The 25,324-nt window shown below is 63.5% G+C and carries 23 protein-coding genes and 1 pseudogene; 5 read left to right on the plus strand and 19 right to left on the minus strand.

All coding sequences use genetic code 11. The features are described 5' to 3' along the window. Positions 1-14: 14 nt before the first annotated feature. Positions 15-584 (plus strand): MarR family winged helix-turn-helix transcriptional regulator, encoded by a 570-nt coding sequence (locus NOV21_RS11085; protein ID WP_283171110.1) that lies wholly within the window; start codon positions 15-17, stop codon positions 582-584. Between the two features lie 340 nt (positions 585-924). On the opposite strand, the gene dxs is transcribed toward NOV21_RS11085, so the two are convergent. The 6 genes from dxs to accB are packed head-to-tail and all read right to left on the minus strand — an operon-like array spanning position 925 to position 7,189. After that, positions 925-2,838, minus strand: coding sequence for a 1-deoxy-D-xylulose-5-phosphate synthase (gene dxs, locus NOV21_RS11090; RefSeq protein WP_283171111.1), 1,914 nt, complete (start codon positions 2,836-2,838; stop codon positions 925-927). Positions 2,839-2,886: 48 nt separating this feature from the next. Then, a complete protein-coding gene (locus NOV21_RS11095; RefSeq protein ID WP_283171112.1) occupies positions 2,887-3,129 on the minus strand; it encodes an exodeoxyribonuclease VII small subunit in 243 nt (80 codons plus the stop codon). Position 3,130: 1 nt separating this feature from the next. Then, a complete protein-coding gene (gene nusB / locus NOV21_RS11100) occupies positions 3,131-3,592 on the minus strand; it encodes a transcription antitermination factor NusB (RefSeq protein WP_283171113.1) in 462 nt (153 codons plus the stop codon). 9 nt (positions 3,593-3,601) lie between these two features. Further along, entirely contained in the window at positions 3,602-3,946 is a 345-nt protein-coding gene (locus tag NOV21_RS11105) for an Asp23/Gls24 family envelope stress response protein (RefSeq protein WP_283171114.1), read from the minus strand. 1 nt (position 3,947) lies between these two features. Further along, positions 3,948-5,294, minus strand: coding sequence for an acetyl-CoA carboxylase biotin carboxylase subunit (gene accC, locus NOV21_RS11110; RefSeq protein ID WP_283171148.1), 1,347 nt, complete (start codon positions 5,292-5,294; stop codon positions 3,948-3,950). Beyond that, positions 5,294-7,189, minus strand: a complete 1,896-nt coding sequence (accB, locus tag NOV21_RS11115) for an acetyl-CoA carboxylase biotin carboxyl carrier protein (RefSeq protein WP_283171115.1) — start codon at positions 7,187-7,189, stop codon at positions 5,294-5,296. Before accB ends, accC begins: the two co-directional genes overlap by 1 nt. 238 nt (positions 7,190-7,427) lie before the next feature. Here accB and sstT point away from each other — a divergent pair, with 238 nt between their 5' ends. Together sstT and NOV21_RS11125 are read left to right on the plus strand one after the other, a co-directional pair. Beyond that, positions 7,428-8,705 (plus strand): serine/threonine transporter SstT, encoded by a 1,278-nt coding sequence (gene sstT, locus NOV21_RS11120; RefSeq protein WP_428978400.1) that lies wholly within the window; start codon positions 7,428-7,430, stop codon positions 8,703-8,705. Between the two features lie 95 nt (positions 8,706-8,800). Beyond that, complete coding sequence (locus NOV21_RS11125) at positions 8,801-9,817, plus strand: hypothetical protein (RefSeq protein ID WP_283171116.1); 1,017 nt, start codon at positions 8,801-8,803, stop codon at positions 9,815-9,817. A gap of 15 nt (positions 9,818-9,832) precedes the next feature. On the opposite strand, the gene efp is transcribed toward NOV21_RS11125, so the two are convergent. The 12 genes and pseudogenes from efp to NOV21_RS11190 form a co-directional block, all read right to left on the minus strand. Further along, positions 9,833-10,393 (minus strand): elongation factor P, encoded by a 561-nt coding sequence (gene efp / locus NOV21_RS11130; protein ID WP_283171117.1) that lies wholly within the window; start codon positions 10,391-10,393, stop codon positions 9,833-9,835. Between the two features lie 33 nt (positions 10,394-10,426). Further along, positions 10,427-11,518: a M24 family metallopeptidase gene (locus NOV21_RS11135; protein ID WP_283171150.1), complete on the minus strand. Its 1,092-nt coding sequence runs from the start codon at positions 11,516-11,518 to the stop codon at positions 10,427-10,429. Positions 11,519-11,627: 109 nt separating this feature from the next. After that, complete coding sequence (locus tag NOV21_RS11140) at positions 11,628-12,725, minus strand: 3-dehydroquinate synthase family protein (protein WP_283171118.1); 1,098 nt, start codon at positions 12,723-12,725, stop codon at positions 11,628-11,630. Next, on the minus strand, positions 12,707-13,258 hold the full coding sequence (locus NOV21_RS11145; RefSeq protein ID WP_283171119.1) for a shikimate kinase: 552 nt from the start codon (positions 13,256-13,258) through the stop codon (positions 12,707-12,709). The genes NOV21_RS11140 and NOV21_RS11145 overlap by 19 nt, the downstream gene beginning before the upstream one ends. A 3-nt stretch (positions 13,259-13,261) precedes the next feature. Beyond that, positions 13,262-14,434, minus strand: a complete 1,173-nt coding sequence (gene aroC / locus NOV21_RS11150) for a chorismate synthase (RefSeq protein ID WP_283171120.1) — start codon at positions 14,432-14,434, stop codon at positions 13,262-13,264. 14 nt (positions 14,435-14,448) lie between these two features. Beyond that, positions 14,449-14,973, minus strand: a complete 525-nt coding sequence (locus tag NOV21_RS11155; RefSeq protein WP_283171121.1) for a YqeG family HAD IIIA-type phosphatase — start codon at positions 14,971-14,973, stop codon at positions 14,449-14,451. 7 nt (positions 14,974-14,980) lie between these two features. Then, positions 14,981-16,150, minus strand: coding sequence for an endolytic transglycosylase MltG (gene mltG, locus NOV21_RS11160; RefSeq protein WP_283171122.1), 1,170 nt, complete (start codon positions 16,148-16,150; stop codon positions 14,981-14,983). A 4-nt stretch (positions 16,151-16,154) separates the two neighbouring features. Further along, a complete protein-coding gene (gene ruvX / locus NOV21_RS11165; RefSeq protein WP_283171123.1) occupies positions 16,155-16,565 on the minus strand; it encodes a Holliday junction resolvase RuvX in 411 nt (136 codons plus the stop codon). Between the two features lie 20 nt (positions 16,566-16,585). Next, the gene (gene alaS / locus NOV21_RS11170) at positions 16,586-19,225 is read right to left on the minus strand and encodes an alanine--tRNA ligase (RefSeq protein WP_283171124.1); all 2,640 of its coding nucleotides are present in this window, start codon (positions 19,223-19,225) and stop codon (positions 16,586-16,588) included. A 494-nt stretch (positions 19,226-19,719) separates the two neighbouring features. Further along, positions 19,720-20,265 (minus strand): annotated as a pseudogene (locus tag NOV21_RS11415) (SDR family NAD(P)-dependent oxidoreductase); the annotation flags it as partial. Positions 20,266-20,559: 294 nt separating this feature from the next. Continuing rightward, positions 20,560-21,024, minus strand: coding sequence for an ATP-binding protein (locus NOV21_RS11185; protein WP_283171127.1), 465 nt, complete (start codon positions 21,022-21,024; stop codon positions 20,560-20,562). A 39-nt stretch (positions 21,025-21,063) separates the two neighbouring features. Continuing rightward, positions 21,064-22,380, minus strand: coding sequence for an ATP-binding protein (locus tag NOV21_RS11190; protein WP_283171128.1), 1,317 nt, complete (start codon positions 22,378-22,380; stop codon positions 21,064-21,066). Positions 22,381-22,744: 364 nt separating this feature from the next. Between NOV21_RS11190 and NOV21_RS11195 the strand changes: the two genes are divergently transcribed. After that, positions 22,745-22,999 (plus strand): UPF0175 family protein, encoded by a 255-nt coding sequence (locus tag NOV21_RS11195; RefSeq protein WP_283171129.1) that lies wholly within the window; start codon positions 22,745-22,747, stop codon positions 22,997-22,999. Next, positions 22,992-23,486, plus strand: a complete 495-nt coding sequence (locus NOV21_RS11200; protein WP_283171130.1) for a PIN domain-containing protein — start codon at positions 22,992-22,994, stop codon at positions 23,484-23,486. Before NOV21_RS11195 ends, NOV21_RS11200 begins: the two co-directional genes overlap by 8 nt. A 225-nt stretch (positions 23,487-23,711) precedes the next feature. On the opposite strand, the gene NOV21_RS11205 is transcribed toward NOV21_RS11200, so the two are convergent. Continuing rightward, a complete protein-coding gene (locus tag NOV21_RS11205; RefSeq protein ID WP_283171131.1) occupies positions 23,712-25,094 on the minus strand; it encodes an ATP-binding protein in 1,383 nt (460 codons plus the stop codon). Positions 25,095-25,324: the final 230 nt, after the last annotated feature.

A 25,324-nucleotide genomic window follows, 5' to 3' on the forward strand; every position in this document is an offset into this window, starting at 1 on the left:
AGAAAGGATATGCCATGCCCACCGACAACGAAGAGCTCATGAACGATCTGCAGAGGGTTTCCGCCGTTCTCCGCCGCAGCCATCACGACCAGATGAAAGGCGGCCATCGTCATCGGCATCACGGCGCCGAGGCCGCCGGCGAGGACCATGCGCACCACGGGAAGAAATGCCATGGCGCCGAGGGCAAAGGCGCCGGCCACGGCTATGGCAGCCACAAGTGCCACGGGGGAAGCGGACGCCACGGCCAGAACCGCATCCTCGCTGTGCTGGTCATGCAGGACGGCACCAGTCAGAAGGATCTCGCCTACCTGCTGGGAATCCGCCCGCAAAGCCTGACCCAGGCGCTCGAATCCCTGGAAGCGCATGGGTACATCACGCGCAAGCAGGACGAGAGCGACCACCGCACCCGCCGCGTGTTCTTGACGGAGAAGGGCGCGGGACGCGCCGCGAAAGTCGCCGAAGATCGCAAGAGCTACGCCGACAACGCCCTGGGCATGCTCTCCGAGGATGAGAAGGAGCAGCTGTCGGACATCTTGGCGAAGATCAACGCCGGCCTGGACGAGAAACTCGCAGAGGGCGAATAGGCGGGCAACGCCTCCCCGGGACACGCGCCTTCCCGCACGACCGAGGCCCCTCGCGGCAACCAGCCGTGAGGGGCCTCCCCTCTCAAGAGGGTGCAGGGAAGAACGTCGATTACGATTTCGCCACCCGCGAGGGGCCTCCCCTCTCAAGGGAATGCAGGGTCATCGCATAGGCATGCGCGTTCGCCGGAGCGGCGAAATCGCACGTGACGGTTCGGTCCGCGCAGGGCCGCGAAACGCTCCGAACCGCAATCCGCACATGCAGGGCGCTTCGATCCCTCCTGTGCAGACCGGGCTGGAAGCCTCCGCCTCCAGCCCGGCCATCGAAACTCGTTTGAAAACGTCAGGAAACGCGCCCGTCCGGTTTCCGAACCGCCGCCTGCAGCCGAGCGAGGACGCTGTCCGCGATGCCCTCCGCATCCAAGCCGAGGCGCTCGAACAGTATTTCGACATCGCCCTGCTCGATGAAGGCATCGGGAATCCCCAAGACCAGAGCGGGAACGGCGAGCCCGCTTCGGGCAAGCTCCCCCAAGGCGGCTTCGCCCACGCCTCCGCGGACCACGCCCTCCTCCACCGTCACCATCAACTTCGTATCGGCAGCGGCGCGCACGGCCTCCGCGTCGATCGGCTTCACCCAGCGCATATCCACCACACGTGCCTGGATTCCTTGTTCGGCAAGGATATCGGCGGCACCGAGGGCGTTTTGAACCATGCGCCCCCACGCCAATATGGCAACGTCTTCGCCTTCACGGACCACGCGGCTCCTCCCCACGTCCCAGGTCTCATGCTTAGGAGGAAGCTTCGCGCCGACGCCTTCGCCGCGCGGGTAGCGCAGGGCCACGGGGCCGTCCATCTTCAAGGCGGTGTGCAGGGCTGCCACCAGCTCGGCTTCGTCGGACGGAGCCATCGCGCGCATGCCCGGTATCATCCGCAGGTACACCATGTCGAGCGTGCCATGGTGCGTCGGACCGTCGTCGCCCACCAGGCCGGCGCGGTCGACGGCGAACACCACATGCCGCCTCGCCAACGCGCAATCGATATCGATCTGGTCTATGGCGCGCTGCAGGAACGTGGAGTAGATGCACACGACAGGCTTCTTGCCACCCGCCGCAAGACCGCTTGAAAGCGCGACCGCATGCTCCTCGGTGATGCCAGTATCGATGAATCGCTTGGGGAAGCGCTTCGAGAACGGCGCCAAGCCGGTGCCGTCCTTCATCGCCGCCGTGATGGCGATGATGGCCTTGTCCTTGCTCGCCTCCTTCATCAGGGCGTCGCCGAACACCGACGTGTACTTCGGTTTCGCGGCGGGGTTCTTGATGAGCTCGCCTTTGGCGACGTCGAAGGGACCCACCCCGTGGTAGAGCTCGGGGTTGCTCTGCGCGGGCGGGTAGCCGTTACCCTTGCGCGTCATCACGTGGACGAGCACCGGGCCGTCCGATTGCAGCGACATGCGCAGCACCTCGCGCAGCTGAGCCAGGTCGTGCCCGTTCACCGGCGCCGTGCAGGTGATATCGAGCTGCTCGAACACCATCGTGTCGGGGACGACGAACTGCTTCATCGACTCCTTCATGTTGCGGCCGAAGTCGAGCATGGCCTGCGTGAGCGGACCCGAATGCTCCATCGCCTCCTGCATGGTATCGCGCGTGCGCCGGTACTGCGAGGACATGCGCATGTAGCCGAGATGCTGGACGAGCGCCCCCACGGGACGCGAGATCGACATGCCGTTGTCGTTCAGCACGATGACCATGCGCGCCTGCTCTTGGCCGATATGGTTGAGGGCCTCGAACGCCATGCCGCCCGAAAGCGCCGCATCGCCGATGACCGCGACGATGTTGTTCTTCTTGCCATCGAGATCGCGCGCGCGGGCAAGGCCCATCGCCACCGAGAGGCTGTCGGAGGCATGGCCTGAGGGGTGCACGTCGTAGGGGCTCTCGGAGGGGTTGGGGAACCCGGTGATGCCGTCGATCTGGCGCAGCGTCCTGAATCGGTCGCGGCGGCCGGTCAGCAGCTTGTGGGCGTACGCCTGGTGTCCCACATCGAAGACGATCTTGTCCTCAGGGCAGTTGAGGATCGAGTGCAGGGCGACGATGATCTCGACCGCACCGAGGCTCGGGGCGAGATGGCCGCCGTTGGTCGAGGTGGTCGATATGATCTCCTGCCTGATCTCGTTGCAGAGCCGCGAAAGGTCCCCCAGCGGCAGGGCGTGCAGATCCTGCGGACTGTTGATCCTGTCGAGTATGCGCTTCGGCTTGTCCACGTGTATCCCTCTTCCCGCCCCGCGCCCGGACGGACGTGGGGAGGCGGCCTAGATGCTCTCCTCCGCCGTGCGCGCGGGGGCATCCCCCATCTGGGCCGTCTCGTCTTCAGCGGCATCGCGGGCGGCGATGCCCTCCTCGAGCAGGCTCGATGCCTGCATTCCCAATTGAACCGCCTCTTCGAACAGGTCGAGGGCATCGTCCAAAGGCATGCCCTCGTCCTCTACCTGGCGCCCGATTTCCCTCAGGCGCTCGTTGATATGCTCGAAGGTCGGCTTCTCCTGCGACTCCATATTACTCCGCATCGCCTTCGCCGGAAGCGGATTCGGCCGCAGCGGCCGCCTCGAGGCTGCGGGCTATGGAGCCAAGCACCCCGTTGACGAACCCGGCGGATTCGTCTTCGCCGCCGAAGGAGCGCGCGAGTTCGATCGCCTCGTTGATGGCGACCGAAACCGGCACGTCGTCCGCATAGCGCATCTCGTAGACGGCGACGCTCATGATCGAGCGGTCGACCAGCGGCATGCGGTCGACCGACCAGTTCTTCGAGGCGGCCGTCAGCAGGCGGTTGATCTCCGCCTCGTGGGAGCCCACCCCGCGCACCAGCTTGACGGCGTAGTCGGGCAGTTTGCCCGCATCGGGAACCGCATCGGCGCGGTCCGCGATATCCCAGGCGGCATCGCCCGTGATGATGCTCTCGTAGAGGACCTGGGCAGCCAAGCGCCGCGAGAGCGTGCGCTCTGCATGGTTGTTCGACATCCGCTGCCCCTACTCGAAGCGGATGCCGTCGATGTACACGTCGACGGACGAGACGGTAAGGCCCACCTGCGTGAGCACGGCATCGACGACTGCTTGGCGGATCGCCTCGGCAAGCTCGGGCAGGATCGCGCCGAACTGCGCCTCCACATGCACGCCCGCGGCGATGGTGCCATCGTCGGTGGGGGCGACGTCGATGCCTTGCGTGGCGGGCTTGCTCTGCAACGCGGAAAGGATCCCGCTCGCACTGGGAACCCCGACGTTGGCAACGCCCTCGACGTTCTTGACCGCGATGGAGATCACGGTTTCCACGACGCCGTCGGCAAGTGTCATACCCTCAATGTTCAAACTGGGCATGCTATTCTCCCATCTCGGTTTCGATGAAGTCGGTGTAGGCCTCCCCGCGCTCGAACGCGGGGATCCCGAGCACCTTCTGGTGGAAGGAAATCGTGGTTTTCACGCCCTCGATCTCCAGCTCGGATAGAGCGCGCTTCGCACGGGCGATCGCCTCCGCGCGGTCGTAGCCCCATACGATGAGCTTCGCGATCAGCGAATCGTAGAACGGGCTGATGCGGGCGCCCTCTTCGAGGTACGTCTCGACGCGGATGCCCGGGCCGGCGGGGAGCGTGAACTTCGTGATGGTGCCGGGGCTGGGCATGAAGTTATGGTCGGGGTCCTCGGCGTTGATGCGGAATTCGATCGCGTGGCCGTACGGCGTGAACGGCGCGCGCTCGGCGCACGCCAGGGGCTCGCCTGCGGCGATGCGGATCTGCTCTTTGATGATGTCGGTGCCGGTGATCTGCTCCGTCACGGGATGCTCGACCTGCACGCGGGTATTCATCTCCATAAAGTAGAACTTGCCGTCCTGGTCGAGCAGGAACTCGATGGTGCCCGCGTTGCGATAATCCACCGCTCGCACGGCCTTGATGGCGGCAACGCCCATGGCCCGGCGCGTCTCGGCATCGAGGGCGGGGCTCGGGGCCTCCTCCAGGAGCTTCTGGTGGCGGCGCTGGATGCTGCAGTCGCGCTCGCACAGGGCGACGCGGTTGCCAAAGTCGTCCGCAAGGATCTGTATCTCCACGTGGCGCGGGCGCAGCACGAGCTTCTCAAGGTAGACGTCGCCGTTGCCGAAGGCGGCAGCCGCCTCGGTCTTGGCCGCCTGGTATTCCTTCTCCAAATCGGCGGGGTCGTGCACTTCGCGCATGCCCTTGCCGCCGCCGCCGGCGCTCGCCTTGATGAGCACGGGATAACCCACCTTGGCGGCGAATTCCGCCGCCTCCTCCACGGTGTCGACCGTGCCGATGCTCCCGGGCACCGTCGGCACTCCGCAGCGCTTCATGGTGTCGCGCGCGACGCTCTTATTGCCCATCGCCTCGATGCAGTCCGGCGAAGGGCCGATCCAGACGATGTCGTTGTCCATGCACGCGCGGGCAAAGTCGGCGTTTTCGGCCAAGAAGCCGTAACCGGGATGGATGGCCTGGGCGCCGGTCGTTGTCGCCGCGGCGATGATGTTCGGCATGGCCAGGTAGCTCTTCGTGGCGGGAGCGGGCCCGATGCACACGGCCTCGTCGGCATAGCGCACCGGCAGGGTGTCCGCGTCCTCCGTCGAATAGACGGCGACGGTCTTCACGCCCAGCTCCCGGGCGGCCCGCATGATGCGCAGAGCCACTTCCCCGCGGTTGGCGATGAGGATCTTATCGAACATCACACGTTCTCCAAATCCTTGACGCCCTCGGGGTTATGGGGTTCCAGATAGAACAGCACGGTGCCGAACTCGACGGGGTCGGCGTCGTTGAGGCACACTTCACGGACGGTGCCCATCTGCTCGGCCTCGATCTCGTTCATCAGCTTCATCGCCTCGACGATGCACAGCGTCTGATGCGCGGACACCTCGTCGCCCACCTTCACGAAGGGAGGCTGGTCGGGCGCGGGGGCCACGTAGAAGGTGCCCACCATGGGAGATGTCACCGGCACCCACGTGGGGGGGCGATCGCCTGCCGGCTCGGGTGCGGCATGCTTCGGCGCGGATTCCGCCGGAGCGGCCGCGACGGCAGGAGCCGTTGCAACAGGGGCGGCTGCGGGAACGGCTGCCATGGCGGAGGGCATGCGCACGGAAATGCGGGCGCCCTCCTCTTCCACGACGATCTCGCCTACGCCGCTTTCCTCGGCGACGCGAACCAGCTCGCGAATCTGATTGATATCCACGTAATCGTCCTCCTTCGTTCCGCTCGACTCGTTCTCGAGCAGGAAATCCACTTTTTCAGATGTGCGGTGCTTGCTCAGGTACGTGCGCGCCTCGTTGGGGAACATCGCGTACATGAGCACATCCTCTTCGTTCTGCGCCAGGTCGCCAATCTCCTCCACCAGGTCGTCGTATGTGGTGGTGACCAAGGAACCCGGGGCGATGCTCGGGTCGAGGATGCCCGAGTCCCCCACAACGCGTTTGACGATCTCCGGGTCCATCATGCCGGGCGCCTTGCCGTAGTAACCGCAGATGTAATCCTTCATCTCCTTGGAGACGATACCCCATCGCTTGCCGGTGAGCACGTTGAACACGGCCTGCGTGCCGACGATCTGGCTCATGGGGGTCACCAGCGGCGGATACCCGACCTCGGCACGGACCTTGGGGATCTCCTTCATGACGTCGTTCAGGCGGCCGCTGGCATTCTGCGTCTCCAGTTGCGCCATGAGGTTGCTCATCATGCCGCCCGGCACCTGGTGGCTGTATACCTTCATGTGCACGAGGCTGGACACGCCGCGCTTGTGGTGGGTGCGCTTGCGCACTTCCTCCCAGTAGTCGGCGATCTCGAACAGCAGGCTCAGGTCGAAACCCGTGTCGTAACGGCTCTCCTGCAGGGCGGCGGCGAGCATCTCCACCGCGGGCTGGCTGTTGCCGAACGCCAAGGGGGCGCTCGCGGTGTCCACGATGGCGGCGCCGGCCTCGGCTGCCTTGATGTAGTTGGCGGGCGCCATGCCGCCGACGTAGTGGCAATGCACGTGCACCGGCAGGCCGATCTCGGCGTTCAACGCCTTCACCATGCGCTCGGTGCGATACGGGGTGAGCATGCCGGCCATGTCCTTGATGGCGATGGAATCGGCGCCCAGGTCCTTCAGATCCTGTGCGTACTCCAGATAGCTGTCGAGCGTGTGCACGGGGCTCATGGTATAGCTGATCGCACCCTCGAACCAACCGCCGCACGCCTTGATGGCATCGGCGTTGTCCACGACGTTGCGGATGTCGTTCAGCGCGTCGAACACGCGGAAGACGTCGACGCCGTTGCGCTTGGCGCATTTGATGAAACGGTCGCAAACCTCGCGCGAATAGTGCTTGTAGCCCACCAGGTTCTGGCCGCGGGAAAGCATGGCGAGCCGCGTGTTGGGCGTCTTGGCGTCGATCGTGCGCAGGCGCTCCCACGGGTTCTCGTCCAAAAAGCGCAGGCAAGTATCGAATGTCGCACCGCCCCAGGCCTCGATGGCCCAGTAGCCGACCTTGTCGATCTTCGGCAGGATGGGAAGCATATCGCCCACGGCCATGCGCGTCGCCCACAGGCTCTGCTGACCGTCGCGGATGGTGGTGTCCATGATTTGAAGTCTGGGCATGCGAAACCTCCTTGATAATTGAAGTCACATTATAGGGAAACATGCCGCATCGGGCTTTACCGCATCAAAATTCATAGTCAATCTACCCATTCCCCAGACCAGCGGACCGTCGAACGGGCGTCCCATCTGGGGTCTTGGACGCACGCGGAGCGGAGCGCGCCGTTGAGGCGATTTTTGCTTGCACGCGATAGAGCGTTAAAGGAAAATAGGGCGGTTCATATCCATACGGGAAGGAATCATCGTGGGTAATCTTTGGAGAACATGGAATTCATGGAGCCTGATCGGCCGCATCGTCTGCGGTTTGGTCATAGGCACCATCCTGGCGCTCGTCGTGCCGGGGAGCGAATGGATCGCATTGCTCGGCACGCTGTTCGTATCGGCTCTGAAGGCGGTAGCACCCGTGCTCGTCTTCTTCCTGGTCATCAGCGCGCTGTGCAATGCGACCAAGTCCGGTGCCATGAAGCGCATCGTCGTGCTGTACGTCATCGGCACGTTCATCGCGGGAATCGTGGCGGTCTGCGCCAGCTTCCTGTTCCCGCTGCAGCTGACGCTCCAGGGCGTCGAGGCGGCGAACAAGACGGCGCCGTCCGGCGTGGGCGAAGTGCTCAGCAACCTGCTTACCAACATCGTCAGCAATCCGGTCGGATCGCTCACCGAGGCGAACTTCCTGGCGATCCTCACCTGGGCGATCCTCATCGGCATCGCCCTGCGTGCGGCAAGCGACGGGACGAAGCGGATCCTGGCGGATACGGCGGATGCCGTGCAGAAGGTCGTGCGCTGGGTCATCGCCTTCGCGCCCTTCGGCGTGCTGGGCCTGGTCTACAACGCCGTCACCACCAGCGGCATCGAGATCTTCACCGAATACGGGGAGCTCATCCTCATCCTCGTCGGCTGCATGGCGATCATCGCGTTCATCACCAACCCGATCATGGTCTACCTCAACATCCATCGCAACCCGTTCCCCCTGGTGTTCCGCTGCCTAAAGGATTCGGCCATCACGGCGTTCTTCACCCGCAGCTCCGCGGCGAACATCCCCATCAACATGGAGCTGTGCCGCAAGCTCGGGCTTGACAAGGACAACTACTCCGTGTCGATCCCCCTGGGCGCCACGGTCAACATGGCCGGCGCCTGCGTGACGATCACCGTCATGAGCATGGCCGCGGCCCAGACGCTGGGCATCCAGGTCGATTTCCTCACCGCCGTTATCCTATGCGTGCTCTCCGCTGTGAGCGCGGCCGGCGCTTCCGGCGTCGCGGGCGGCAGCCTCCTGCTCATCCCGGTCGCCTGCTCGCTTCTGGGCGTCCCCACGGACATCGCCATGCAGATGGTGGGCGTCGGGTTCATCATCGGCGTGATCCAAGACAGCTGCGAAACGGCCCTGAACTCCAGCTCCGACGCCCTGTTCACCGCCACGGCCGAATACGCCAATTGGAACAAGGTGGGCGTGGAATACCAGGCCGGTCGCGACCACGAGCCCGTGGACGCGGACCTGCTGCCCGCCGCGCGCATCGCGTAGCGGCTTCTGTTGATACCGCGTTGCTTATGCGAAGGACCGCCCCGCGGGGCGGTCCTTCCGGTATAGTCAGGTGAACCGAATCAAGGAGTCTGATCTTGGCACCTGCACACGGCAAACACGGCAAGCCGGGCGCGCATGCTGCCCATGCGAGGCGCCGCCGCCCCATCGGATGCATCATCGCGGGCATCGTCGCCGCCCTCCTTCTCGCAGCCGTCCTCGCGGGCACCGCGCTCTTCCCCAACGCCGCGCGCGAACTCGCGGATTCGCTTCTTCCGGGTGCAGGCATCTCGGTGCCGTCGGAAACCTCGGCGAGCGCCCCGGCCAGCCGTCCATCCGTTTCCGACCCTCCGGCCCCACGGTCCTCATCCCCGGCATCCACGCCGCCAGCCGGCGCGAAGGCCCCGCTGAAGACCGCGCAGATCGCAGCATGCGGCGATGTCGCGATCCGCTGCCCCATCGAGCCCGCATCCATCACGGGGGTGCTCTTCCATCAAGCCTCGTACGATTACGCCCTGCAGATGACCACGCAGCTGCCCGCAGCCGACGCGGAGACGTGCTGGAGCACGAATGCGATCCGCGTGAACAACGCGCAGACCGATGTATCCGGGTGGGTGGACGCCGATGCGCTGCATCTGTGGCGCACGGGCGCGTCCACCGACATGGACACATCGATCGACACCGGCGCGGCAGCCGGAACCCCGGTATACGCCCCCGTCACCGGCACGGTGATCAAGGTGTGCGACTATCTTCTGTACGACGAGCTGCCCGATATCGAGATCCATATCCAGCCCGACGGGCACCCCGAGCTCGACTGCGTGATCATCCACACCACGGACTGCCAGGTGACCGCCGGCCAAAGGGTCGAGGCGGGGGTCACCCGGATATCCAGCATTCGGGACATCGCATCGACGATAAGCGGCGTGCAGCTCGAATCGTTCACCGAGGACGGCGGGAACCACGTCCACGTGCAGGTCAACGATGCCGATGCACCGGGATATCGGTTGAAGAAGCTGATCAGCGCGGTCCTCACCGGGCAGGAAACGCCCGAGCAGGCTGCGGCGCAGCATGCCGCCGAAGAGGAGGCGAGAGCGGCGGCCGAAGCCGCCGCCTAGAAGCACTGACGAAGGCTAGACGCGCTTGACGAAGCGGCCGTCGCGGGTGTCGATCTGAACTTTCTCCCCCACGTTGATGTACATGGGGATGTTCACCACGGCGCCAGTCTCGAGCGTGGCGGGCTTCGTGCCGCCCTGCACCGTGTCGCCCTTGAAGCCCGGATCCGTCTCGGCGACCTCGAGCTCAACGAACATCTGCGGCGTCACGCTGATCAGCTCATCGCCCGCGTACTGCAGCGTCACCTCGTCGCTTTCCTTCAGCCAGTTGGCGGTGTCGCCGATGACATCGGCGGGGATGTTCATCTGCTCGTAGTTGTTGGGGTCCATGAAGTAGAAGTCGGCGCCGTCGGTATAGAGGTACTGCATCTTCTTCTCTTCCATGCGCACGGAATCGAACTTCGTTCCGCTGTTGAACGTGTATTCGACCACCCGGCCGCTGCGGATGTCGCGCAGCTTGGTGCGCACGAACGCACCGCCCTTGCCGGGCTTCACGTGCTGGAACTCCTGGATGGTCCACAGCTTGCGGTTGTACTCGATGCAGATACCGTTCTTGAAGTCGGCAGTGGAAATCGCCATTGGCTGATACCCTTCTTTTCGTGTTGCAAACCGCTAGATAATAACGATGTCGTGCGTAGATTGCGTGAAGACCTGGAATCCACCGTCGGTCACCACGCCGTAATCCTCCAGACGCATGCCGAACTCCCCTTCGAGGTAGATGCCCGGCTCCACCGTCACCACGTTGCCAGCCTGCAGAGGCTCATCGTTGCGAGGGGACAGCAAGGGCTCCTCGTGGACGTCGATGCCGACGCCGTGGCCCAGCCCGTGCCCCATCTTCCCGCCGAATCCGGCGGCGGCGAGCACGTCCTCCGCCATCCGATGCGCCGCAGCGCCCGTCACGCCGGGCTTGAGGAAGGCCTCGACCGACTCGTTCGCCTCGCGCAGCGCGCGGTAGGCATCGCGTTTGCGCCGGTCGGGCTCGCCGAGGAACACCGTGCGCGTCATATCGCTGCAATAGCCGCGGGCACGCGCCCCGAAATCCATGACGACGCACTGCCCCGCCTCCAGAACGGTGTCCCCGGGAATCGCGTGCGGGCTCGCGCCGTGGGGGCCGGCGGCGACGATGCTTCCAAACGCAAGGCCCTCCGCGCCGTGGCAGAGCATGAAATGCTCCAGCTCGACCTTCACCTGGCGCTCCGTCATGCCAGGTTTCATGAAGCCGATGATATGGTCGAACGCCGCGTCAGTGATAGCCTGCGCATGCCTCAGCCGGTCGATTTCCGCGGCATCCTTGACCGCGCGCAGCCCCAGCACCAGATCGTGCGTTTCGAAGAAGCGCTCCCGCGCGCCGTCGCCGAGCTCCTTTTCGAGGGCGCGGAATTCCGCAAGCGCCATCCCATCCTCCAGGGCGAGGGGGAACGGGGGCCGCTGGCCCTTGAGCCATTCCGCATGGCTCATGCGCGCATCGTCGATGCGGACGGGGCCGCCCTCAGCCGCCCTGCGGCAGGCGGCGCTGTAGCGGGAATCCGTATGCAGGACGGCATCGTCGCCTGTCACGAGCAGGGCGTGGGCCTGCTCGTCGTCGAACACGCCATCGAAAGCGGTCAGCCAGGCGATGTTGCCCGTATCGCGGACGAGGATCGCATCCTGCTCCAAAGCCGAGCGGACCTTCGCAAGCCGCGCGGCGCTCAATTCGCTGTTCATCATGCTCCTATCAATACTCCTGCCCGCAGACGGCATCGATGCTGCCGACCTGCTCGGCTCCGCACCTCCGTGCGCGGCGTCCCTGCAAGCGAGAGCGCGCCGCGAAAGATCAGCGGTCCGCCAGCCAATCCTCCATCTGCGCACGCAGGATTTCGCGCCCGACCGTTTCGATGCTCCACGAGCCCACATCATGCGGCAGGACGAATCGGACGCCGTCGCCGGACGGCTCGTCAACCCGCATCGCATCGATCAGCCCGTCGGGGTCGGCCGCAAGCGGGATGCGCTCCACGCCCAACGCGTCGAGCAGGCCATCCTGCTCCTCGACAAAGGCCGGCGATGCCCCGCACACCGCCGCGCCCAACCGTGCGGAGAGGCGCATGCCCTCCGCGATGCACCGGCCGTGGCCGAAGGCGCCGTATCCGGCGATTCTCTCGATAGCGCATCCCAGCTCGGAGCCGTAGCGCAAGCAGGAGCGCACCTCATCGTCGGTCGCATCCCCGGCAACGACCCCCGCCCTGAACACCAGGCAGCGGGCGATCATCTCGCGCAGCAGCTCCTCATCATGAGATGCCAACCCCCGCGCACGCTCGCACATCCAGAAGAAGGATTCGTCGGAAGACAGGACCGCAGCCCGCACCGCTTCGGCCCAGCCGTTGCCCCACTCCCCCTCCGGCAGCGAGGAAAGCGCGTTCGTGTCCACACAGACGAAGCGGGGGCGCGCCGTGACGCTGGCGATGTCCTTTCCCACCGGCAGGTCGATGGACGACCTGCCGTCGATCGCGAGGGAGACCATCGCACGCAGGGTCGTGGGCACGTGCACGAGGTTGACCCCGCCGGAGAACGTCGCCGCGACGAATCCCGCCACGTCGAGGACCATGCCGCCGCCCAAGGCGATGATGCAGCACGTCCGATCGAGTCCCAGTTGGGCCATCGTCTGCCAGAGTTCCGCGACAACGCGGACATTCTTCGTCGCCTCGCCTGCGGGTAGCACGACCTCGCGGCAGGGAAGCTGGGCCGCGAGCATGCGCTCGCGCACCGCATCAAGGTAGAGCGGCGCCACATTCGCGTCAGAGACGATGAGCACCGATGAGGTGCCGGGCGCATCGGAGCGCACATGCGCCCCCAAGCTGCTGAACGTCCCCGGGCCGATGCGCACGTCGTAGGCGTCGCCGTCCGCGAAATTCACCACTACCTTAATACTGGGCATAGCACACCCTCCTCGATCAACATGCGTTTCACCTCGTGCGCCATCGATCCGGCGGTCTTTCCATTGGAGTCCACCGTGACATCGGCGAGCTCCGCATAGTACGGCAACAGCTCCCTATTCGCGCGGCGCACGGAGCCCATCGTCTCGAAGAACGGCCGGGAATCGTGATTGCTAATCCGAGCGGAGCTCTCCTCGGGCAGCACGTGGACGTACACCACGAACCCCGATTCCGCGAGGATCTTGCGGCACCTCCTCCCCGCGACGAGACCGCCCCCGCAGGCGATGAGCAGAGGGTCGCCACCGACGAACCGCTCCAACTCGTCGGCCTCCATCTCGGAGAAGCGCTCCTGCCCTTCCTCAAGCAAGAGCTCCTTCGCGTCGCGCCCGTACCGCCGTCCCAGCGCCCGGTCGATGTCGACCGAGGCGAGGCCGCAATCGCGGGCGAGCCGGCGCGCCAAGGTGGTCTTCCCGGCGCCCATGAATCCGATGAGGAACACCGAGCGTTTTAATTCGTATCGCTGTCGAGGCTCCATGGTCTACCTCGATTGCGTCCTGATGCGCTGCAGGTAGGTGCGCAGGTTCGCCTTGATGTCCGCCATGTTGTCGGAGCCGAATTTCGACAGGTATGCGTTCGCCAGCACGAACGTCACCTCGGCTTCGGCGACCACCGCGGCCGAGGGCACGGCGCATACGTCGCCACGCTCTCTGCTCGCCAGGGCGGGCTCCAGCGTGTCGATGTTCACCGTGCGCAGGGGGTTCTTCAACGTGGGGATGGGTTTCATGGCGGCGGTGATGACCAGGGGCATCCCCGTCGTCATGCCGCCCTCCAGGCCGCCCGCGTTGTTGCTGGAACGATAGAAGCCGCGCTCGCGCGACTGCATGATGGGGTCGTGCACGTCGGAGCCGGACCGCTTCGCCGCCTCGAATCCCAATCCGAACTCCACGCCCTTGATGGCGGGGATGCTGAAAAGCGCGGCGCCGAGCTGGCTGGTCAGGCGGTTGGGTCCAACGTCGAATCCGCCGAGGCCCGGCACCAGGCCCGTCGCCACCACGCGGAACGTGCCGCCGAGGCTCTCCCCCTGCACCCGGGCGACGTCGATCATCTTCTTCATCCGCTCCGACGCCGCCGCATCGGGGCAGCGCACCTCGGATAACTCGATATCGGCGGGATTGCATCGGACGGGGCCTTGGAAGGGGCTGTCCTCGACCCACTCGGCCTGGCCGATGCGCGTGACGTAGCTGAAGACCTCGACCCCCAAGGCGGCCAAAAGCTCCTTGGCCACCCCAGCCGCCGCGACACGCGCCGCCGTCTCGCGTGCGCTGGCGCGCTCAAGGACGGTGCGGCAATCGTCGGAGTTGTTTTTGAGCACGCCGACCAGGTCCGCGTGGCCCGGGCGCGGCGTGACCTCGCGCATCAATCCCTCCGGGGGGTTTCCGGTCACCGACATCCGGTCGGACCAGTTGGCCCAATCCCGATTGGCTATGGCGAGCGCGATGGGCGTGCCCAGCGTGAGGCCGAATCGGACGCCCGAGGTAATGATCACCTCGTCGGCTTCGATCTGCTGGCGCCCCCCGCGCCCATAGCCCGCCTGCCTGCGTTTGAGGTCGGCGTTGATATCCGATGCGGAGACCTTCAAGCCGGCCGGCACGCCGCTGACGATCGCCGTCAGCTGCGGCCCGTGCGACTCGCCCGCTGTAACGAACTGCATGGTTGTTCCTTTTCTCACTGGGTGCGCTTCGATTCTACCATTGCAGTTTCGGGCTGCCTCTCTCCCATCAAGGCGTTTTCAAATGCACGGATAACCTTCGTATGCTTCAGATCGACTGTCGCCAGCGGGCAGACAAGGTATCCCGCCATACCCAGCAGGTGGGCCCCCAGGATGTCGGTCGAGATCTGGTCGCCGACCACGACGGTGCTCGATCTGCTGGCGCCCATCATCGCGCGGGCGCGCAGAAAGCCATGCGGAAGCGGCTTGCATGCCTTCGCCACCACGGGGATGCCCAGTTTGCCCCCCCATTCGTACGGGGAGGCATGCCAGTTGTTGGAGACGATGCACAAGTCGACGCCGGCCTCGCACGCGCGGGCGAGCCAGGCACGCACGTCGCGGGGGACATCATGCGTCTGCCGGGAGAGGATCGTGTTGTCCATATCCAAAAGCACGCACGAGTACCCCGCGCCGATCACATCCTTGCCCACATCGATTGCGGAGATGCGGTCAAAATAGCGGTCGGGGCGGTGCAGCGGCATGGCGCGCCTAGTTGCCCGAGCTCGTGCCGGTCGCGCTTCCTTCGCCGGAAACCGCCGTCCGGTGCTCGTCGAACGTTTCGCTGAAAAAGTAATCCAGCCCGCCTTGGTCGTTCTGTTGGAAATAGAAATAATAGTATTTGGTGCTTTCGGGGTTGCACACCGCGTTCAGCGCATCGAGCCCCGGGGAGCAGATCGGCCCCGCCGGCAGCCCGGCGAAATTGTACGTGTTGTAAGGGCTGTCCGTGGAGCTGATCTCCTCCGACGAGGGATCATGCCCCACCACGTAGGCGACCGTCGCATCGCTTTGCAGGCGCATGTCCGCATTGAGCCTATTGTAGAACACCGAGGCAACCTTCGCGCGCGTCGAATCGTCCGATTCCTTCTCGACGATCGAGGCGAGGACGAGCGCCTGATAGGAGGTCAGGCCCTGGGAGGTCAGATTCAGCCCGGATGTTTCCGTCTGGTACTGTGAGAGCATCTGGCGCACCACGGCATCGGCGGTCGCACCATCGAGGATGTCGTAGGTCTTCGGGAACAGGAATCCCTCGAGGGAGTTGTTGTACGCGCCGGCAACGAAGGGGTAGTCGCCCTCATAGGAGCTCGCGTTGCCCACGTAGGCCATGAAATCGTCGACGGTGACCTTCCCCCCATAGGCATCGGACACGATTTGGGCGACTGCGGAGGCTTTCAGCCCCTCGGGCACGGTGAAGTTCGAGGTATCCGGCCCCGACACCATGAGCGATACGATATCCTGGGCGCTCGTTCCGCCCGCAATGGTGTACGTGCCGGGTTTGAGCGAGGAGGATGCCCCCGCCTGCTGCGCGGCATCCGAGAAATCGCTTGCCCGGGAGACGAGCCTCGCATCTGCCAGCGACTGCGCGATCGACGACGTCGACTCCCCTTCCGAGACCGTGATCGTCACATTGGTGCCCTCGGGCACCAACTCGCCGGCGCCGAGCTTCGAAGCGCACGAGGAGATTGCGAAGAACAGGATGAGCGCGACCACGATGGCGAGCACCACCCCGAAGACAATATGCCCGCGATGCTGCTTCTGGCGCTTCCCCGTGATATAGGACGTATCGTAGGTGCGGAACATCTGGTCGCCCTGCGCATGCGCCCTGCGGGCGGCATGGCTGGGTCGCGACGAGTATGTTACCTGCCTGCGGTGCAAAGCCATATGCTTACCTTTTCTCATCTAACCAAGACTGCAGGAACAGACTTGCGGCTATCATATCCACTTTCCCCCGCATTTCGCGTTCGCTCAAGCCCTTTTCACGCAATGCCCGCTTGGCCTCGCGCGAACTCAAGCGCTCGTCGGCGAACTCGAGCGGCAGGTGCGCCGCGGAGGCGATCTTTTCCGCATGGGCGCGGATGCGGGCAGCCTGGGGGCCTTCCTTCCCCGAAAGGGAGTATGGAAGTCCGGAAAGGAGCAGGTCGGGTTCCCAATCTCTGAGGAGGCGCCGCCACGAGGGCGCGTTCTGCAGCACATCGCGGGAGGGCATGACGCACACAGGGCTCGCCACCACGCCGTCGGGATCGCTGATAGCCACCCCGATGCGGGTCTCGCCTATGTCGAGCGCCATGATCCTCATGCACGTCGGTCGCGGCTCGCCTACAGGAGGATTTCGCGGGCTTTGCTCAGCGCGGCGTCCAAGCCGGCGGCATCCTTTCCGCCGGCTTGCGCCATGCCAGGCTTGCCGCCGCCGCCGCCCCTGATGGTGGGCGCGATCTGCTTGATCAGATTGCCGGCGTGGAATCCTGCCGCCACGGCGGCATCTGTTCCGGCAGCTAGGAGCAGGGGCTTGCCGTTGTTGTCGTCGGCTAGCACGACCGCACATGCATCCCCCTCGCGGGAGCGGATGACGTCCCAGGCGTTGCGCAACGCGCCCGCATCGAGGTTCGCAACCTTCAGCAGGTACACCGGGTAGCCGGCGGCGGACGTCTGCTTGCCCGACTTAGCGTTCTCGAGGATGCTGCCCTCCATCACGGCCTGCTTGTTGCGTTTCAGCTTGCCGGTCGCCTCTTTGAGCTCCGCCACGTTCGCGGCGGCACGATCGGCCACTTCGAGCAGCGGCACCTTCAGCTCGGCCGCCGTCTGGCGCAGCTCGGATTCCACCTTGTTCAGGTAGGCCAAGGCATCGAAGCTTGTGATCGCCTCGACGCGGCGCAGGTTCGCGCCCACGCTCTGCTCGCCGGTGATCTTGACCAGGCCGATCTCGGCGGTTTGGCGCACATGGGTGCCGCCGCACAGTTCCCGGCTGAAGCCCGCCATGTCGACGACGCGCACGGTATCGCCGTACTTCTCGCCGAAGAGAGCCGTCACGCCCGCCGCGCGGGCCTCATCCAAACTTGTCTCGTACGTGGCGACGGGCAGGTTCTCCATGATCTTCCGGTTGGCGATGCGCTCCACCTCGTCCAGCTGATCGCGCGTGCATGCCTCGAAATGGGTGAAGTCGAAGCGCAGGCGGTCCGGGGCGACATAGCTGCCCGCCTGCTTCACATGGTCGCCCAGCACCATGCGCAGCGCCCAGTGCAGCACGTGCGTGGCGCTGTGGTTGCGGCGGATGCGCTCGCGGCGGAGCGCGTCGATGGTCGCGGAAACCTTATCGCCGACGGCAAGCGCGCCCTCCGTTATACGGACGTAGTGCAGGGCAAGGCCGCCTTCCGGGGCCTTCGTGTCGGTGACCCGTGCCGCGCCCCGCGGGCCCGTGATGGTCCCGGTGTCACCGACCTGGCCTCCCATCTCGGCGTAGAACGGCGTCTCGGAGAGGACGACACCGCCCTCCTCGCCCGCGTGCAGCGCATCGACCCGCTTGCCGTCACGCACGATCGCGCGCACCGTGGAGGATGCCTCGTCGCTGTCGTAGCCGACGAACTCCGTTGCGCCGATCTCCTCCAGAAGCGCGCTCATGCTGCCGTCGTAGGTGCTCCATGCGGCTTCGGCATCATCTTGCGTTGCCGCGCGGGCGCGGGTCCGCTGCTGCTCCATGCAGGTATCGAATTCGCCGCGGTTCACCGAGATGCCCCTCTCAGCGCAGATCTCCTCGGTCACTTCCAAGGGGAAGCCGTAGGTGTCGTGCAGCGTGAATGCGGTCGCGCCGGAAAGCTCGTCGCCGTCCAGCCGCTCCAAGGCCTCCGCCAGATAGGCGCGGCCCTGGCGCAGCGTGGCGCCGAAACGCTCCTCCTCGGAGAGCACGACCCGGTGGATGAGCTCGCGATTCTCGACGATCTCGGGGTACACGTCGCCCATCACCTCGATGATCTGATCCACGAACCTCCCCATGAACGCGCCCTCGGCGCCCAGCAGGTTGCCCTTCATCACGGCGCGCCGCAGCAGGCGGCGCAGCACGTACTCGCGGCCTTCGTTGCCCGGCAGGATGCCGTCGGCGATCATGAAGGTGACGCTGCGAGCGTGGTCCGCCATGACGCGCAACGCCATATCATCCGCCTCGTTCGCGCCGTAGACCTTGCCCGTCACACGCTCGCCCACGGCGACCAGGCCGCGCAGCACATCGGTGTCGAAGTTGCTCTGCACGCCCTGCATGATCGCGGCGATGCGCTCCAGGCCCATGCCGGTGTCGATGTTCTTTTTGGGCAGCGGCTTGAACGAGCCGTCCTCCTGGCCGTCGTACTGAGTGAACACCAGGTTCCAGTACTCGAGGAAGCGGTCGCAATCGCACCCCGGCGCGCAATCGGGGCGCCCGCAGCCGACGTCCTCTCCCTGGTCGAAATAGATCTCGGAGCAGGGGCCGCACGGCCCCGTGGGTCCGGCGCGCCAGAAGTTGTCATCCTCGCCCAGTTTGGTGATGTGCGAGGGGTTGACCCCCAGGCCCTTCCAGATCTCGATGGTCTCGTCATCGTCCTCGAACACGGTGAAGTACAGCTTCTCGAAGGGCAGTCCCAGCACGTTCACGCTGAAGTCCAGGGCCCATGCGCACATCTCCTTCTTAAAGTACGCGCCGAAGCTGAAGTTGCCCATCATCTCGAAAAAGCTCAGGTGGCGGCCATCGGTGCCGATGATATCGATATCGTTCGTCCGCACGCACTTCTGCGCCGTGGTCGCGCCGATGTAGGGCTCCTCCATGTGCTTGAGCTGCAAGAAGTACGGCTTGAACTGCACCATGCCCGCGCTGGTGAGCAGCAGGCTGGGATCGTCGGGAATGAGGCTGCTGGACGGCATGCGCTTGCAGCCCTTCGCCTCGAAATACTCGAGGTACGCTTCACGGATTTCCGCGGTGGTCATATACTTCATCTGCTCATTCTTTCCCTACCAGGTAATTTGCTAGCCGAGTATTCTACCTTCGTATTCCCGGCCGTGCTATCCGCTCGCTCATATTCCACTCAACCTGCAGCATGGGGCGCAGGTGCGAGGAATGGAGGGGATTCGGTTTCCCCAGCAGACTATCCTTGTGCTGCTTTCCCGCAGAGCAGCGCTGCCGGAGCCGCCCGCGCAAGCACCTGGGCGGTTGCCGCCGCCTCGATCCGCCGAGCATCGAATAGCTAAAGCAAGGTCTGGCTACACGCGGCGAACGGCTTGCCAGATTGCCATGATCACAGGGGCGGGCACGATTTTCCCGCAAACGCGCATGAGGAAGGCGATCAAATCGCAGGTGGCGATGGGGTAATTGCAGCGGTTCACGAAGCGCGACCAGCGCACCACATGCCGTGCAGTCAGTTGCGGCCGAGGGTGGCGCACCGCCTGGCCGTCTGCGGTTTCACGCGCGACGCTGATGAACTCGGTTTTCACCCACAGCGGGCAGACCGCCGTCACGTAGATGCCGCGTCCGAGCAGCTCCCAACGCAGGGCGCGCGTGTAGCTGCGCACGAACGCTTTGGACGCCGCGTACACGTTCATGCCCGGCAGCGGTTGGAACGACGCGCTCGACGCGACCTGTATGATGCGCCCGCCCCTGCCCATGTGCGGCAGGCACGCCTGGGTCACGTCGACCAGCGCGCGGCAGTTCACGTCGATCATGGCGTCCACTTCCCCTGGGTCAGGCTTTCCCACGTGCCGAACTTGCCGAGCCCCGCCGCGTTGACCAGCAGGCTCACCTCGCAGTCGGCCTGCTCGAGATCGGATTTGAGCTCTTGGGCGGCAGATTTGTCCGCCAAATCCAGGCACACCGCGCGCACCGGGGTCGTGCATTTCGCCGCAAGCTCCTGCAGCCGCTCCGCACGTCGCGCTATCGCCCAGATCTCGTCATACGTTCCCTCGCGGTCGGCGCTCAGCGCATACTCGCGCCCCAGTCCGCTCGACGCGCCCGTAACGACTGCGATCCGCATTCCGATCATCCCCTTCGCCCGGAATCATCTTATCCCAAACGCCGGACGAAAATCGGGAAGGAGCCGGGTCATTAGTTGGCACGGCGCCCTCCCGTGAAACGCCATGCAGAGGTATGCGCTGACGGCACGAAGGGAAGCGCGAGGCCAGAGGGACGGGCGCGCCAACATGAAGAGGGTTGTTCCCGTCGTTCCTGCGACACGGAGGGGAGCCGAAGTTGATATCCGAACGGCGGTTGAGAATATCCAAATCAACGCCTTCGAAAGGTTGGGAAGTCAAAAGCCCTACATCGTTCATGTACAGCTTCAGCGTCGAACGGTCCTCTCTTGCGGGCAAGCGGGAACACGGGCTCCCCAACTTTGAGTGCAGAGATGGCCACGCCAACGTGCTGAAGCCAGTCGAAAGCGGTCTCGAGGGCAGCGAAGTCGTGCCGAACGTGTCGAGCCCAAGCAGCGAACCGGAAAAATGTAGTCGCAGCCGGTGCGCTCGACCAGGAACTTCAGCCAGGTGAGAGCATCAATCGTCCCGTTGACCCGCTGGCACTCTTGAATCTCATCGAGGAAAATGAGCGTCTTGCCGGGAATGAATTCCGTGCGCGCCAAGACGGAAAGGCGCAGGAACAGATCGTCGGCGCTTGTGGCCGCGATAGCGGTTTCAACCGCCACCTTGTTGTCGAAGAAGTTGATCTCCGCGACGCTTTCGTAGTGAGACCGGCCAAGCTGACGGACCAAGGTGGTTTTACCGACTTGCCGGGCGCCCATGATGAGCAACCCTCTGTGCGAGGGGTCTGCAGACCATTCTTCCTTGGACTACCTGAAGTCGGCAAAAGCTCCGAGGTACAAAGGCAATGTCATCTTTTTCCCCGCCGCCCCGACATTCCCTCCGGTAAGTTTGTAGCCGACCCGCACATCTTCGCGAGACAGCATCTCGTTAAGCGAAACGGTCGAATCGCGTGATGCCTTGACCTCTATGGGCACGACACTAGCATGGGGCCCGTCGAGCAGGAACTCGATTTCATGCTTGGTGTCCGATGAGAGCCAGTAGCGCAACGCGAGCTGCTTGCTCGCGAGCATACAGGCGACCAAGTTCTCGTAAAGCCCGCCTTTCATGGGCCCTTTCAAGGTATCGTCGACCACGGCAGCCTTCATCTCAAAGTCATACATCGCCATGAGCATGCCCGTGTCATTGGCGTATAAGCGGAAAGCATCACTTTCGTACGATTCGAGCGGAAACGTTGGCATGCTCACGCTACGGCATTCGAGCGCCATTTCCGCACCTACAATCCAAGAAACCGATCCATCGAACTTTCGGGCACTCCCCTTCTTTTGCACTACGCTGTATTGAAACTTCGTATTCTCCTTCGCCAGCTGCCTTGGAAGCGACAGATAGCATTCACGCGCTTTCACGCGTTCGACCGGCGGAGCATAACGCGCGATGTCGTCTAGGTACAGGTCGTGAAGCATGAGCTGAGCGTCGTGCGCCGATCCGAAATCTCGTCCAGAGCAGAACGAGTCAACGACGGCAGGCATCCCTCCTACCGCGATGTATTCCCGTAATAGCCCCATCATCGCATTGTGAACAGCCTGGGGGACCGATTCCATCTTGTGAGCATATCCGCGCAACAGGCCAATCGCATTCTCATCGTACCCACGCGCCCACAAGTATTCTTCGAAATCGAGCGGCCGCATCGTCACTTGGCGCTCGTAGCCAACCGGAAGCGAGGGAGCGTTCTCCATCTGGCGAAACCTTATCCCCAACAGAGAACCCGAGGCGATAACGTCCATACGTCGGTCCACGGCGAGATACTTTAGGGAAGAGCGAGCCTGGGGGCACTCCTGTATTTCATCGAGAAACAGTAAAGTGCTTCCATCGACATATTTTGCTCCGGGAAGGAGCAGCGAGATACGCGACTGGATGTCGTCAGGCTCGAGAGACCCATTGAAAATTGCCATAAGATCGGGATGCTTGACAAAGTCAATCAAGATGACGCTCTCGTACTCCGCATGCCCGAATGCCTCAATAGCATAGGATTTTCCAACTTGGCGGGCTCCTTGGACAAGCAGGCATTCATCGCCATGCGACTCTTTCCAAGCTTTCAGATAGCCGCTGATCTTCCGTTTAAGCATACTGATCCTCACGAGGGAGTTGCATCTTTTAGAAATGTATTTTAGCTTCGAATGCGATTTTTGGAAACGTCTCTTGCTGAATTTTGCATCTTTTAGAAGCTTGTCTTGGGATCGGATTGATTGAGTCAACAACGCGCACCTCGGAAAGCACCAAGAGCAGCCGTCGGCACCCGTGACAATGCTCGTAAACGGCTTCTATGTTTCCGGAAAGGCTGTCGGCAGGGTCCTTGAGCCTTATCGACGAGGAAACGCCACAGTGTAGCGTTATAGCATTCGTCGATAACGGGCTGGCACCCACCGCGCGCAAAGGCTACAATTTGCTTGAGCAATAAAGCAATTTCCCAACGACTCAGAGGAGGCGGCGATGTGCACAATAACCATGACTATGCCTGACGAAGCATTGAAGTCTGCCCATATGAGCATGGACGAGGCACGTGCGCTCGCCCAACGATACACCGCCATGGGTTGGTACCTGCACGGCGGGTTCTCAGTAGGCTACTGCGCGGCCCTTGCCCAGATGCCAGAGGCTGATTTCATCCGCTTCCTGGGGGAAAACCACATCTCGATATTCGACTACGCCAGCGAGGACCAGCTGCTCGCCGAGGTGGCAAATGCCTAAGGTGGTGATTGCGGACAGCACCCCGCTGATCGTCCTCGCCAACGTCTCCCAGCTTGACATCCTTCGCAGGCTCTACGGCGGCGTCATCATCCCGCGCGCCGTCTACCTGGAGGTCACATCCAAGTCCGACGCCGCATCGCGCGCGGTGCGCTCCTGCGACTGGATTCAGATTAGAGATGTCGGCGACCCTGGGAGGAAAAGCGAATTCCGCTCCCGCCTGCACGACGGCGAGGTGGAGGCAATGCTGCTAGCCCAGGACCTTTCCGCCGACCTTATCCTGATAGACGACGCCACGGCGAGAACCGCCGCAGAGAGCATGGGGCTGACGGTCACCGGAACCATGGGCGTGCTCGTCCGTGCGAAGCGGGACGGGGTCGTCGAGGACGTCCGTCCCATACTCGAGGGGATGCTCGCCAACGGATTCTACGTCTCCGGGAGACTCGTTGACATGGTTATGCGCGTCGCCGGCGAGCAGAAAAACGCCTAACTTTTCGTTTCGGGTTTCATTTTTGCAGATATCTTGGGTTCGAAAATCCCTACGGGCCCGTCTCGACCTGATGCCTACGGGGGATGCACGACCTCGCAGGGATCGTCCACCCTGCCGTTCACGAACACCGGCTCGATGCAGTGAACAATCACCTTGTCCGCGAGGTGCCCCGGATAGCGCTTGCCGGTCTAGCAGCGGCAGCAATGCCCGCGACGAATGTACGGGCTATGCGAAGGAAGGCGGCGCGATCATCAGGGGCACTTCCGCTGGTCCCCGCGTAGATGCCTCCTTCGCCACGCAATCCATCATATACATCGGCAGGTAGTGCACGGGTTTGCCCGCCCTTTCTCTCGTCGAAACGTTTGCCTCCAACAGCACGTATGCGTATTCGATGCCGAAATCGGGCGTACCAAGCAGGTTGTTGAGAGCGGTGTGCAGCTTGTAGTCCTTGCCGGACTTCACTTCCACCGGCACGACTTTCGCCTGGTCGGTTTCGATGAGGAAGTCGATCTCGCCTTTGCGGTTGTTGTGGTAGTAGCGCAGAGGGGACCCCGCGGCAGCGAGCGCTTGCGCGACCGCGTTCTCGTACACGCTTCCGTAATTGACGTCTCGGGCTCCCGCCAGCGCCGCCATCGCGACTTCTGTCGGATACTCGGACATGAGCATGCCGGTGTCCGAGGCGTACAGTTTGAAGCGCGCTTCTTCCTCTGTACGCTTGAGCATGAACTTGGGCTCGGTTACGTTCACCGTCTTCAAGGCCGCCTTCGCAGAAACCAGCCAGGCGAAATCATTCGCGAACCGCTCGAAGCGCGCCTTGTCACGCAGGGACTTCAGCTGGAACCGCTTGTTCTCCTTGGCGAGCTGGGCAGGCAGCTCGTCGAATATCGCCTTCACCTGCAGAGCGCGGTTGCCGGCATATTTTGCGATGTCCTGGCGGTACAGGGCGACCAGATCGGTTTGCGTCGTCCGCACGGCGCCCAGGTCGTAGCGCGTGTCAAGATAGCGCTGCACGGCTTCGGGCATGCCGCCTACCACCAGGTAGAGGCGAAATAGCCGGATGAGCCTATCGTGAAGAGTGGCTTCGAGCGGCTCTCGGTTGCGGAAGGCGTTCCCTATGGAGTTCATCACGGCCTCGGGAACGTTCTGGGCACGGCAGAACTCGTTGAATGTGAGCGGGAACATGTGCTCGATGCGGAGGAACCCAACGGGGAAGGACGGCACGTTATGGAGCTCCACCCCCAGCATCGATCCGGACATGACGACGGGAAATCGCCCGTCTTGAACGAGGTATTTTACGAGCGTGACGATCCTTGGCGCCTCTTGCACCTCGTCGAAGAAGACGAGCGTGCGGCCCGGCTCTACCGGCTTGCCTACGAGCAAGGTGAGGCGCTCGATGAGGTCCTTGGCGGAGGCCGCTTCGCCCAAGTATGCTGCGGCGGTCGAATCCTCAATGAAATCGATCTTGATGGAGTCGGCGTATTCGCGGCGAGAGAACTCTTCGATAAGAGTTGTCTTGCCAATTTGCCGTGCCCCGTCCACGAGCAGGGCTTTGCGCTCGTTGGACCGCTTCCAGTTCAGCAGCTTTTGGTAAAACGCGCGTTCGAGCATTTGATGCACAGCTCCTTGTATCACTAACTCAGAGAAATTTCCGATAAGATTTTACTCTAAACCGGAAAAATTTTTGTCACTAATACAGAATATAATTGACCGTAAATGACACTAACACAGAAATACCTGAGTGGAGGTGCAACAGTAGACGTCTTTCTGATAGCGCTCGAGACTTCGAGCCGGTTCGCCGCACTGCAAAAACGCACATGCACCGAATCGGGGCATGCATC

The organism is Curtanaerobium respiraculi, from assembly GCF_024609215.1.
In the GTDB taxonomy this organism is placed as follows: Bacteria; Actinomycetota; Coriobacteriia; order Coriobacteriales; family Eggerthellaceae; genus Curtanaerobium; species Curtanaerobium respiraculi.

Excerpts from the sequence above, each read along its gene's own strand:
- NOV21_RS11145 (WP_283171119.1), bottom strand. The coding sequence starts at position 13,258 with ATGGAGCCTCGACAGCGATACGAATTAAAACGCTCGGTGTTCCTCATC.
- NOV21_RS11105 (WP_283171114.1), bottom strand. The coding sequence starts at position 3,946 with ATGCCCAGTTTGAACATTGAGGGTATGACACTTGCCGACGGCGTCGTG.
- accB (WP_283171115.1), bottom strand. The coding sequence starts at position 7,189 with ATGCCCAGACTTCAAATCATGGACACCACCATCCGCGACGGTCAGCAG.
- NOV21_RS11200 (WP_283171130.1), top strand. The coding sequence starts at position 22,992 with ATGCCTAAGGTGGTGATTGCGGACAGCACCCCGCTGATCGTCCTCGCC.
- efp (WP_283171117.1), bottom strand. The coding sequence starts at position 10,393 with ATGGCGATTTCCACTGCCGACTTCAAGAACGGTATCTGCATCGAGTAC.
- NOV21_RS11135 (WP_283171150.1), bottom strand. The coding sequence starts at position 11,518 with ATGAACAGCGAATTGAGCGCCGCGCGGCTTGCGAAGGTCCGCTCGGCT.
- NOV21_RS11195 (WP_283171129.1), top strand. The coding sequence starts at position 22,745 with ATGTGCACAATAACCATGACTATGCCTGACGAAGCATTGAAGTCTGCC.
- ruvX (WP_283171123.1), bottom strand. The coding sequence starts at position 16,565 with ATGAGGATCATGGCGCTCGACATAGGCGAGACCCGCATCGGGGTGGCT.
- NOV21_RS11205 (WP_283171131.1), bottom strand. The coding sequence starts at position 25,094 with ATGCTCGAACGCGCGTTTTACCAAAAGCTGCTGAACTGGAAGCGGTCC.
- NOV21_RS11190 (WP_283171128.1), bottom strand. The coding sequence starts at position 22,380 with ATGCTTAAACGGAAGATCAGCGGCTATCTGAAAGCTTGGAAAGAGTCG.
- NOV21_RS11140 (WP_283171118.1), bottom strand. The coding sequence starts at position 12,725 with ATGCCCAGTATTAAGGTAGTGGTGAATTTCGCGGACGGCGACGCCTAC.
- accC (WP_283171148.1), bottom strand. The coding sequence starts at position 5,294 with ATGTTCGATAAGATCCTCATCGCCAACCGCGGGGAAGTGGCTCTGCGC.
- mltG (WP_283171122.1), bottom strand. The coding sequence starts at position 16,150 with ATGGCTTTGCACCGCAGGCAGGTAACATACTCGTCGCGACCCAGCCAT.
- aroC (WP_283171120.1), bottom strand. The coding sequence starts at position 14,434 with ATGCAGTTCGTTACAGCGGGCGAGTCGCACGGGCCGCAGCTGACGGCG.
- NOV21_RS11155 (WP_283171121.1), bottom strand. The coding sequence starts at position 14,973 with ATGCCGCTGCACCGCCCCGACCGCTATTTTGACCGCATCTCCGCAATC.
- NOV21_RS11095 (WP_283171112.1), bottom strand. The coding sequence starts at position 3,129 with ATGGAGTCGCAGGAGAAGCCGACCTTCGAGCATATCAACGAGCGCCTG.
- nusB (WP_283171113.1), bottom strand. The coding sequence starts at position 3,592 with ATGTCGAACAACCATGCAGAGCGCACGCTCTCGCGGCGCTTGGCTGCC.
- NOV21_RS11085 (WP_283171110.1), top strand. The coding sequence starts at position 15 with ATGCCCACCGACAACGAAGAGCTCATGAACGATCTGCAGAGGGTTTCC.
- alaS (WP_283171124.1), bottom strand. The coding sequence starts at position 19,225 with ATGAAGTATATGACCACCGCGGAAATCCGTGAAGCGTACCTCGAGTAT.